Genomic DNA, 9,028 nt, shown 5'->3' with positions numbered 1-9,028 from the left:
CCTAATGAAGTTCTGACTGCATCATAGCAGCTCTAATTAGGTGGCCAAATTAACTATGCCACTACATTGTTACTGTGAGACACATTCACCGCTGAGACGCAGAGAACGCTGAGATTTCAAGGCCTTGGATCTATGATCTCCTGCTTTTCTCGGTGCTCTCAGCGGCTCTGCGGTGAATTTGATCTGAATAAAAATTATAAATAACCACAGAGGCACAGAGCGCACAGAGTAGGTAAGGTGCTGTTACCTCTCCGCGAGCTTTTCTTTGCGCCTTAGCGGCTCTGCGAGAGGAATGGATTTTCGTGTTTTTCGTGGTCGGTATTGATCAGTCTCCTGCTTTTCTCTGTGCCCTCTGTGTCTCTGTGGTGAATTTGATCTGAACAAAATTATAAGTAACCACTGAGGCACAGAGCACACAGAGTGGGTGAAGGTATTGTCAAGCTGCGGGGTTTCTCAGCGCCTTAGCGTCACTGCGAGAGGCCTTGCATTGCCACCGAACCTGCAAAGATAATTAATATTTTTCAATTGGTTATGCTCATGGCTTGCCTGCTTTCCTTCGTGTTCTCTGTGCCTCTGTGGTAATTATGTATTCCCCAGCGGGAAAGCTTAATTCAAGGGCGGCGGTTGATGGCCGGTTCGTCATAGAAAGCATCCAAAGAGTGTTCCTTCAGCTTATTTAATCTGTCTTTGCGCTCCCGGCGCTGGGCGATGCTTTCACCAAACGCATCCTGATGCAGTGATTCGATTAACTCCCTGGCTTCGTCACGACTAATCAGGCCCAGGAATTCCCCGGCATTCATAAAACCTTCGGTACGATACTTTAATGTATCGTCAGGCTTACCAGCCTTAGTAAGTTCATAGACTTTGCGGATTCGGGTCTGGCATTCGGCTAAAAAGGCATGCTTGTCCATTGGCTGCTCCTGGTGATTTTCAGTGAATTTAGCATGCAAGGCACAAATTCAGTAGCCTGTGGCTTTATTGAAGAAGATTGCACCCCGCGGGCTGAGGTGCTTACTACTGTGGGTTGGAATTAATTCCAACAGGAGTCTGACTGAAGTCAGACCCACAGGGGGGTTGTGGGTTGGAATTGATTCCAACTAGAGTCTGACTGAAGTCAGAGCCACAGGGGATTTGTGGGTTGGAATTGATTCCAACAGGAGTCTGACTAAAGTCAGACCCACGGGGGATTTGTGGGCTGGAATTGATTCCAACAGGAGTCTGACCTAGGTCAGACCTACACCCGCCAGGGCGGATTCAGGCGATTTTCACCGGCGTGGAAGAGTTTGATTTTATTGCCTGCCGGGTCATGCAGTATGGCTTCACGCCATAGGTAGCGCATATCCTGGGGCGGCTGGTCAAACTTAATGCCGCGACGCTGCAGGGTGGCGACCTGGTTGTCGAGGTCGTCCGATTCAAAGTAGATCACCGACTGGTTTTGCACCGGCTCGGCCTGCAGGGCCAGCGAGAAGGTGCTGTCGCCCTGCGGGCAGCTAAAGCGGGCGTAGTGTGGGGTATCAACTATTTGTGTCATACCCAGTTGCAGGTAGAAATCAACGGCGGCCTGCATATCGGTGACAGGTAAGGTAATTTGGTTAAGGTTCATTGCTTGTCCTTATTGGTAGTGGTTGCGCTGGGCCGGAATGTCACTGTGGTACTGTACAAATTCCACTTCGTAGCCATCGGCATCGATAAAATACACATTGCTGCGGTACGGGCTGTTGCCACCCTTGATGGGGGCAAAACCTGCGGCCTGCAGGCGGTCGATTAGGGCGTCGAGGTTGTCGGTAACAAAGGCAAAATGCGCCAGGCCGACATCGTTGCTGTTTAAATCGCGATTGCGCTGCTGGCCGTTGTCATTCAGTGCCAGGTAATTGTAATCGTCGCCAAAGTGCAGCCAGTTGCGCTCGGTGCCATACCAGTTCTGATGGCCGCCGCCACGCACCCGCCAGTGGGGAAAGGCGGCCTGATAGAAGGCCAGCGCCTTGTCCATATTGCTTACCACCAGGTTTAAATGTTCCAAGTGAATCATGTTTTATCCTCCTGCTGTGCCAGTTCGGAAATAGCATAAAACCTTAAGTAAGGTTGAGGTAAAGCCTTGATTCAATCAATTAAACAAATGCTTTTGATAGTTTTTCTGGATTGATATTGGCCCGCGGCCTTATGTAGTTGGTGCCGTTTCTGTTGGTAGGCGCAGAAAAGTGCGGAACATTACACTTTTATGCGCATAAAAGTGTGGTTTGTTACATTTTTATGCGCATAAAAGTGTATAGTTAGCCTATGGGGAATGATTTGAGGCGGCAAATTATGCATCGGACACTACTATCTGCCTTGTTAACCTGGAAAAAACGGACAGAGCGAAAGCCGCTATTAATAGATGGTGCCCGTCAGACAGGTAAAACCTATTTGCTACAAAGGCTGCTGGGCAGCCAATTTGAGCATGTATTACGAATTGATTTCCTGGAGACGCCAAGTATGGCGGAAGCCTTCTCTGGTTCTCTGACGCCAGAGGACGTGATTTCGAACATAGAGCTGCTTACTGGGGAAACATTCAATATGAATAAGGATCTGCTGATCCTTGATGAAATCGGTGAATGCGCCAGGGCCGTTACCGCGCTTAAATATTTCGCCGAAAAAGCCCCGCAAATGTATGTGGCCGCCAGTGGCTCTAATATTGGTCTGCTTGACGCTTTCCCTGTAGGTAAAGTAGAGCAGCACAACTTACGGCCACTGACATTTCGGGAGTTTCTGATTGCTGCCGATGAACCGGCACAACTTAAAGCCTATGATGCAGCGGTGAACTCAACGGCTGCACATACCAAGTTGTTTGACCAATTAACCGACTATTACTTTACCGGAGGAATGCCGGAGGCGGTTGCTATGTGGTTTGCCCTGGCAGACAAGAGCATACTCGAGCGAGTGAAAGCCGTTTCGGACATTCATGCCAATCTGGTCTCTGGTTACCTGCGAGACTTCGGCAAATACTCTGGAAAAACAGATGCAAGCCTTATCGAGGCAGTATTCAGGAGTGTACCCTCACAGCTATCCAGTGTGTTGGATGAGTCAGTTAAACGTTTTCGCTTTAAAGATGTGCATCAACGTAAATCTCGCTACCAGGAATTTGAAGGCGCCATTTCCTGGCTGGAAAAATGTCGACTGGTGCTAAAAAACTATCCCATCGATGGCAAACCTCGCAGTCCTCTCGCTGCTTACCTTAAAGACAACAAAGTGAAATTATTCATGTTTGATATCGGGCTGCTGAATCATATGCTGGGCACCAGCTACAAAGAGATTAAGCAACAGGGGTGCGAATACAAGGGATATATTGCAGAAAATTTCGTGCAACAAGAGTTAGCCGCCTATGGTATCGAACCCTCATTTTCCTGGCAGGACGCCAGGGCGGAAATAGAATTTATTGTGGCGGACCATGACGGTCACATTATTCCCATTGAGGTAAAAAGTGGTAAACGAACACAAGCCAGATCGCTTAATTCGTATATTGAAAAATGCCAGCCACTGAAAAGCATCAAACTAACCGGCACCAGGGGCTCATCGCCATTGGAACAACAAAATATTGTTATGCCGCTTTATTATACCGAGCATGTTATTCGCCGCCATCTGCGCAACGGTTAACAGGGCTAGGTTGTCAGCGGTATCCACTTAGCTTATTGGGATGTCAGTTCGGCCTGCACCTTTTCGATGCTGTCGATAATCTGCAGAAAGTGCTGGCCAAACTCGGTGAACTGATACTCCACTCTGGGTGGGCTTTCGGGGTAAATCTGTTTATGTAATATCCCAAAGCGGGTGAGTTTGACCAGGCGCTCGTTCAGCACTTTGGTGGTCAGGCCGTCCACTTCCCTTTGCATGGCACCGGGGCGGTTAATGCCCTGCCGAATCAGGCTAAGCACCGTTAATGACCATTTGCAGCCGACAATGCTTTCCACCATGGCATGCACGGTCATATTTGTCTGAACTTTTTTCTTTTTATTAATCAAAAAGATGCTCCATTTGGTAAGTGGCTTACCGGTTTGTACCTGCTGTTTTTCCCTGGCAATGGGGCGTGTAATAGCCAGGCTTTTAACCACAGGAGAATACCATGAAAAGCACTGCCATTTTCTACCATGCGGGTTGCCCGGTGTGTGTTGACGCCGAGCAAAATCTGGCTGCCGCGTTGGATCCAAATCGTGTCAATGTCGAGATTGTGCACTTTGGCGATCAGCCGCAGCGCCTTGGCGAAGCCGAACAGCAGGGGGTTAAGTCGGTACCTGCCCTGGTGCTGGACGGTCAGGTCTTTCATATTAATTTTGGCGCGTCGCTGAGCGATCTGCGTTAGTGGCCATGGCGGCGACTCAGGTTGCCGCCTTAATTTTGTTAAGGAAGTGCAATGCAAGTTCTGGTTTATGATACCCATGTGCATACCAAAAGCGGCGCGTACTATCATTTTGATGTGCTGGTGACTGAAGATGCCCGCCACCGGGCGGGGCAATTTGCTGATGCGTATTTACGCGATATTGGCGTGCACGAGGCCGAGATTAGTCAGCAGCGCTGCGATTTTTGTCATGCTGAAATGGCCAACGCTGCGGTGCGCTCCAGTATTGAACAACAGGGCTTTGCTATTATTCCCATGCAAGGCTGCCCGTCAGGAGACTAAATGGCTGCTCCTGCCAAGGCCTGTTTGGGCTGGGCGTTATTACACGCCAAGAACACTGAATACACGAACAGAATTTGTTTACCACAGAGACACAGAGGTCACAGAGAAGAGCAGGAGATTTTTAATCTATATATATTGAAAATATTCGCTTTCAGCGGTGAACAACTAAGGGCTTCTCGCAGAGTACGCAAAGAATACTCTCAACCACTCTGTGATCTCTGTGATCTCTGTGCCTCTGTGGTTATTTACAAGTTAGTTCAGGTCAATGTCACCACAGAGACACAGAGACACAGAGACACAGAGGTCACGGAGAAAAGCAAGAGGTTAAACTAAATTATTGAAATATATAGATTTTATAAGTCGCGGTGATGGGTGCAGATGCCTTCGCTGTGAATTAGCCCTTTTGAACACTCTGTGTGCTCTGTGGTTATTTATAAATTTGTTCAGGTCAATGTCACCACAGAGACACAGAGGTCACGGAGAAGGGCTAGGAGTTGGGCTAATTCATTGAAATATATGTATTTTATAAGTCACGATGATGAGTGCAGATGCCTTCGCAGTGAATTAGCCCCTTTGACCACTCTGTGTTCTCTGTGCCTCTGTGGTTATTTATAAATTTGTTCAGATCAATGTCACCACAGAGACACAAAGGTTACTGAGAATAGCAGGAGATCATGCCTTTGAAATCTCAGCGCTCTGTAGCGCCTCGGCGGTGCATAATCTGACATTCATGGTGAGAGTAAAAAGGCAGGATAAACTGATGAAAACCCCGACCAACAAGAGCATTGCCTGCGCTGTGCATGACTATATCGAAGTGGCCTGTTTATATGGCTACCGGCTGGAACTATGGCTGCTTAACGGCAGCCAGCGGAGCGGCGTGGCGCTGACCACCCGTACCCAGGCGGGTAGTGAATGGCTGGTGCTGGAAGACGGCAGTGGCAATTTTGAGCTGGAACTTAACCAGATTGCCCGCATACGGGCGCTGACTGACAACCAATATTTTACCGAGCTGGATGTCCAGCAGGGGCACTGCGGCCTTTAATTGGCCTTGCCCAGGCCTTGTGGCTTAACCTGGTAGTACTGAGGGTGTTCGGCAGCAAACTGGTGAATCACCGCCTCAAATTTACCGGCGGCAAAGGCCTTTTCCGCCTTGGCGCGAATATGATTGACCTGTCCGGCGTGACGGGACTGCATGGACAAGCCAAAATACACAATGCGGTTCAGTTCATGGGTAAAAGGCTGGACCTGAATATGCGCTTTCAGCCCGGGGTCGCTGGCAAAAATAGCAGTGAGATTCTCCATACTGCTGATAACGGTGTCCACCCGACCGGCCAACAGCAGTTTGTAGGCATGATGTACGTCGTTTAATGCCACCTTCTGCAGGCTGTTGTCCTGATCAAACTGATCGAAGTAATAGGTGGCCTCTGATACGGCAATCAACCTGTCGTGCAGATCGGTATATTTTTCAATGGGTTTGGCGTCGTTGCGGGTGGCAAAGATATAGGCGGTGTCTTTACGCATGGGCAGCAAATGCAGAAAGTGCCGACGTTCCTCGCGATCCAGAATGCCGGCAATAACATCGGCACTGCCCTGCTCGATGCGTTTCATGCAATGGGCGAAGTTGGGCTCGGTAACAAATTGCAGTTCCATGTCCAGCTCTTCGGCCAGTTGCGCCAGGGCGGCAACATGTTCACCCTTAGGTGGGGTTTCCAGCATCTGATAAGGCGGGAATTCATCCAGACAGGCAACCAATGCGCCCCGGCCATCACTGGCAAATGCAGCCAGGGGCAAGATTAGCAGCAGGCAAAATCGCATCAAGGCAGGCTCCAGACAACAATAAGCTTCCAGACTACCACAAGTATGGCCAGGGAGAAGCCTGGTTAATTATTCACCGCTTTTTGTGCCGGCATCAACTGTAAACATTGCTGTATAGGTGCGACCAGCAGGGGGCTGAGGTCTATGGCATTGGAAAAATGCGCAATACTGTTGCTGGTGGCCAGCGCCTGCAAACCGGCTTCCAGCAGCATCTGTGCCGCGCTTTCGGCAAAAATACCATGCACTGCGGCACATTCTTGTTGCGCAATACCCGCTTTATTGAGGGCCTGCATACATTGCAGTATGGTCTGGCCGCTGGAGATCACATCGTCAATCATCACGGCGGTGCGCCCTGCGTAGGCACTGAGGTCCGGCAACTGAATTTGTACGTCGCGATCGCCGTTACGCTGTTTTTCACCAATCACATAGGGGTGACCGCAGAGCCCGGCAATACCGGCTACCCACTGCTCGCTTTCGGCGTCTGGCCCGACTAACAGCAAATTGTCCCGTCCTTTCAGCCACTGGGCCAAGGCCGGGGCGCCCTGTACCACCTGGCTGGGCACGCTGTAGATTTGATCGAGGCTGTGATAACGGTGCAGATGTGGGTCGACCGTAACCAGATAGTCCATATGTCTGGACAAGGCGCCAGCAAAAATTTTCGAGGTCAGGGCTTCGCCCTGGTTAAAGCGGATATCCTGGCGCATATAGCTTAAATAGGGAGCCAGTACCCCCACCGAGGCGGCGCCGAATTCGCGCAGGGTGTCCAGCAGAAAAATCAGCGGCAGGTATTTGTCATTGGGGTGCACCAGGTCGACCAGCACCAGCACGTCTTTACCCGCTACTTCGCTGTTAATCCGCAAATAGGATTCGCCGTCTGGAAAATCGCGCCTTTCCAGACGCCCCGATTCCGCCCCTAACTGCTGGGCAAGGGGGGTATGTAACGGGTGTGGCGTCAGGCTGAACAGCACCAGTGCACGACCTAAACTCATAGGGGCTCCTCAATACAAAATACATCGCGGTTTTCGCGGTAATACTCCAGGGCGTACTCTTGTTCGCCTTGGCTGTCACTGTACAAAGTAAACAGCGGCTGGCCAATCACAATTCTGTCACCCACTTCCACATGCAAACGCAGCCCGGCGGCTTTGTCTTGTGGCGCACCGGCCAGCTTGGCCAGCCTGGCCAGGCGGCGATTATCTATGCTGCTTAATACACCATGACGGCTGCTGTTTTGCTGGTGCTGGTAGGGGGCAACGGGCAATTCGCGCATACCGCCCTGGGCAGCCACAATCATCTTAAACTGGCCCCAGGCCCGGCCGGATTCGAGGATCTCGGTGGCCTGTAACAGGGCGGCTTCCAGGCCGCAATTCTGTGCCAAATCCAGTAAATGTGAGGCCAGCAGTAAAGAGCGGTGACGTAAATCTCTGGGCGCGTCGGCCTGGCATTGTAAAACCGCCAGTAAATCCCGCGCTTCTTCCAGCGGGCCGATACCATGGCCAATGGGGCGACTGCCATCGGTGATTACGCAGCGTACATAAATGCCACAGGCTTCGCCCACTTCGGTAAACAGCGCGGCCAGCCTGTCGGCTTGCTGACGGTTACGTACCTTGGCGGTGTCGCCGACCGGAATATCGATCACCACATGGGTGGAACCGGCGGCGATTTTCTTCGACAGCACTGACGCAATTAATTGGCCTTCGCCGTCTAAATCCAGGGCCCGCTCTATGCGAATTAACAGATCATCGGCCGGGCTTAAATTTACCGCGCCGCCCCAGGCCAGACAGGCACCGGTTTGCGCGACCACGCGTTGAATCTCTTCCAGCGGCAGGTCGACATTGGTCAGCACTTCCATGGTGTCGGCTGTGCCCGCTGGCGAGGTAATGGCCCGGGAAGAGGTTTTAGGCAGGGTCAGACCGGCAGCGCTGGCTATGGACACCACAATGGGAGTGGTGCGATTTCCCGGGATGCCGCCGATACAATGTTTGTCATAAATTTGCCGTTCACCGGCCCAGCTCAGGCGTTTGCCACAGGCGACCATGGCCTGGGTCAGGCTGGTGATTTCATCCAGATTCAAACGACTGCCCGCGCAGACGCTGAGAAAACTGGCGATTTCGATATCGCTGTAACGGTGGGCGGCAATATCCACCACAATGTCACGCATTTCACTGCTGCTCAGGGCATGGCCGAAGACTTTTTTTCTGACCGCGCTCATAGACTGCAGAATCGGCGCATGGGCAATGCACAGGGCGTCACCCTGCTCGGCGCGCAGTCGTAGCGCGGCGATATTCGACAGCCCCACCGAGCCCGGCGGCAGAACATGTTGTTCCACCACATTCAGGGTTGCCACCAACATGTGGCTGCCGTGGGTAACTAATACTCTGCTGCTGGCATTAAAGCCTTCCGCCTTGCACACGTGACAATCCTGGCGCATATACACCACGGGTTCCTGGTGGGTGTCGATGCCCATTCGCACGGCATTCAGGCTGTGTACGGTTTCCATATTTATGTTCCAAGTGCGACAAGCACTGCCAGATTCATTCCGGCAGGCTAATACACTGAGGATAGAAG

The 9,028-nt window shown here is 51.4% G+C and carries 11 protein-coding genes; 4 read left to right on the top strand and 7 right to left on the bottom strand.

Annotated elements, in window-relative coordinates; translation table 11 throughout:
* Positions 1-611 precede the first annotated feature (611 nt).
* The 3 genes from ABD028_RS20200 to ABD028_RS20190 form a co-directional block, all read right to left on the bottom strand.
* Positions 612-911 carry a hypothetical protein gene (locus ABD028_RS20200; RefSeq protein WP_343847246.1) on the bottom strand — a complete coding sequence of 100 codons (300 nt, stop codon included), beginning with the start codon at positions 909-911 and terminating at the stop codon, positions 612-614.
* Between the two features lie 323 nt (positions 912-1,234).
* Positions 1,235-1,603 carry a VOC family protein gene (locus ABD028_RS20195; protein ID WP_102797662.1) on the bottom strand — a complete coding sequence of 123 codons (369 nt, stop codon included), beginning with the start codon at positions 1,601-1,603 and terminating at the stop codon, positions 1,235-1,237.
* Positions 1,604-1,612: 9 nt separating this feature from the next.
* Positions 1,613-2,029 (bottom strand): VOC family protein, encoded by a 417-nt coding sequence (locus ABD028_RS20190; protein WP_102797661.1) that lies wholly within the window; start codon positions 2,027-2,029, stop codon positions 1,613-1,615.
* Positions 2,030-2,304: 275 nt separating this feature from the next.
* Here ABD028_RS20190 and ABD028_RS20185 point away from each other — a divergent pair, with 275 nt between their 5' ends.
* A complete protein-coding gene (locus ABD028_RS20185; protein ID WP_343847245.1) occupies positions 2,305-3,630 on the top strand; it encodes an ATP-binding protein in 1,326 nt (441 codons plus the stop codon).
* 32 nt (positions 3,631-3,662) lie between these two features.
* Here ABD028_RS20185 and ABD028_RS20180 read toward each other — a convergent pair whose 3' ends face one another.
* The gene (locus ABD028_RS20180) at positions 3,663-3,944 is read right to left on the bottom strand and encodes a winged helix-turn-helix transcriptional regulator (RefSeq protein ID WP_216362591.1); all 282 of its coding nucleotides are present in this window, start codon (positions 3,942-3,944) and stop codon (positions 3,663-3,665) included.
* A 149-nt stretch (positions 3,945-4,093) separates the two neighbouring features.
* Here ABD028_RS20180 and ABD028_RS20175 point away from each other — a divergent pair, with 149 nt between their 5' ends.
* The 3 genes from ABD028_RS20175 to ABD028_RS20165 all read left to right on the top strand — a co-directional run bounded on the left by ABD028_RS20175 (position 4,094) and on the right by ABD028_RS20165 (position 5,690).
* Complete coding sequence (locus tag ABD028_RS20175; RefSeq protein ID WP_343847244.1) at positions 4,094-4,330, top strand: thioredoxin family protein; 237 nt, start codon at positions 4,094-4,096, stop codon at positions 4,328-4,330.
* A 51-nt stretch (positions 4,331-4,381) separates the two neighbouring features.
* Positions 4,382-4,648, top strand: a complete 267-nt coding sequence (locus ABD028_RS20170) for a DUF2024 family protein (RefSeq protein WP_343847243.1) — start codon at positions 4,382-4,384, stop codon at positions 4,646-4,648.
* A 760-nt stretch (positions 4,649-5,408) separates the two neighbouring features.
* A complete protein-coding gene (locus ABD028_RS20165) occupies positions 5,409-5,690 on the top strand; it encodes a Rho-binding antiterminator (RefSeq protein ID WP_343847242.1) in 282 nt (93 codons plus the stop codon).
* On the opposite strand, the gene ABD028_RS20160 is transcribed toward ABD028_RS20165, so the two are convergent.
* From ABD028_RS20160 to ABD028_RS20150, 3 genes are all read right to left on the bottom strand, one after another.
* The gene (locus ABD028_RS20160) at positions 5,687-6,463 is read right to left on the bottom strand and encodes a substrate-binding periplasmic protein (protein WP_343847241.1); all 777 of its coding nucleotides are present in this window, start codon (positions 6,461-6,463) and stop codon (positions 5,687-5,689) included. The two genes, ABD028_RS20165 and ABD028_RS20160, sit on opposite strands and share 4 nt — an antisense overlap.
* Before the next feature lie 65 nt (positions 6,464-6,528).
* Positions 6,529-7,452, bottom strand: a complete 924-nt coding sequence (locus ABD028_RS20155) for a ribose-phosphate diphosphokinase (protein ID WP_343847240.1) — start codon at positions 7,450-7,452, stop codon at positions 6,529-6,531.
* Positions 7,449-8,960: a thymidine phosphorylase family protein gene (locus tag ABD028_RS20150; protein WP_343847239.1), complete on the bottom strand. Its 1,512-nt coding sequence runs from the start codon at positions 8,958-8,960 to the stop codon at positions 7,449-7,451. Before ABD028_RS20150 ends, ABD028_RS20155 begins: the two co-directional genes overlap by 4 nt.
* Between the last annotated feature and the right edge of the window lie 68 nt (positions 8,961-9,028).

The organism is Bowmanella denitrificans (genome assembly GCF_039522935.1).
In the GTDB taxonomy this organism is placed as follows: domain Bacteria; phylum Pseudomonadota; class Gammaproteobacteria; order Enterobacterales; family Alteromonadaceae; genus Bowmanella; species Bowmanella denitrificans.
This window is presented reverse-complemented; position numbering and strand designations above follow the sequence as displayed.

Excerpts from the sequence above, each read along its gene's own strand:
- ABD028_RS20185 (WP_343847245.1), top strand. The coding sequence starts at position 2,305 with ATGCATCGGACACTACTATCTGCCTTGTTAACCTGGAAAAAACGGACA.
- ABD028_RS20160 (WP_343847241.1), bottom strand. The coding sequence starts at position 6,463 with ATGCGATTTTGCCTGCTGCTAATCTTGCCCCTGGCTGCATTTGCCAGT.
- ABD028_RS20155 (WP_343847240.1), bottom strand. The coding sequence starts at position 7,452 with ATGAGTTTAGGTCGTGCACTGGTGCTGTTCAGCCTGACGCCACACCCG.
- ABD028_RS20150 (WP_343847239.1), bottom strand. The coding sequence starts at position 8,960 with ATGGAAACCGTACACAGCCTGAATGCCGTGCGAATGGGCATCGACACC.
- ABD028_RS20190 (WP_102797661.1), bottom strand. The coding sequence starts at position 2,029 with ATGATTCACTTGGAACATTTAAACCTGGTGGTAAGCAATATGGACAAG.
- ABD028_RS20165 (WP_343847242.1), top strand. The coding sequence starts at position 5,409 with ATGAAAACCCCGACCAACAAGAGCATTGCCTGCGCTGTGCATGACTAT.
- ABD028_RS20180 (WP_216362591.1), bottom strand. The coding sequence starts at position 3,944 with ATGGTGGAAAGCATTGTCGGCTGCAAATGGTCATTAACGGTGCTTAGC.
- ABD028_RS20195 (WP_102797662.1), bottom strand. The coding sequence starts at position 1,603 with ATGAACCTTAACCAAATTACCTTACCTGTCACCGATATGCAGGCCGCC.
- ABD028_RS20170 (WP_343847243.1), top strand. The coding sequence starts at position 4,382 with ATGCAAGTTCTGGTTTATGATACCCATGTGCATACCAAAAGCGGCGCG.
- ABD028_RS20175 (WP_343847244.1), top strand. The coding sequence starts at position 4,094 with ATGAAAAGCACTGCCATTTTCTACCATGCGGGTTGCCCGGTGTGTGTT.
- ABD028_RS20200 (WP_343847246.1), bottom strand. The coding sequence starts at position 911 with ATGGACAAGCATGCCTTTTTAGCCGAATGCCAGACCCGAATCCGCAAA.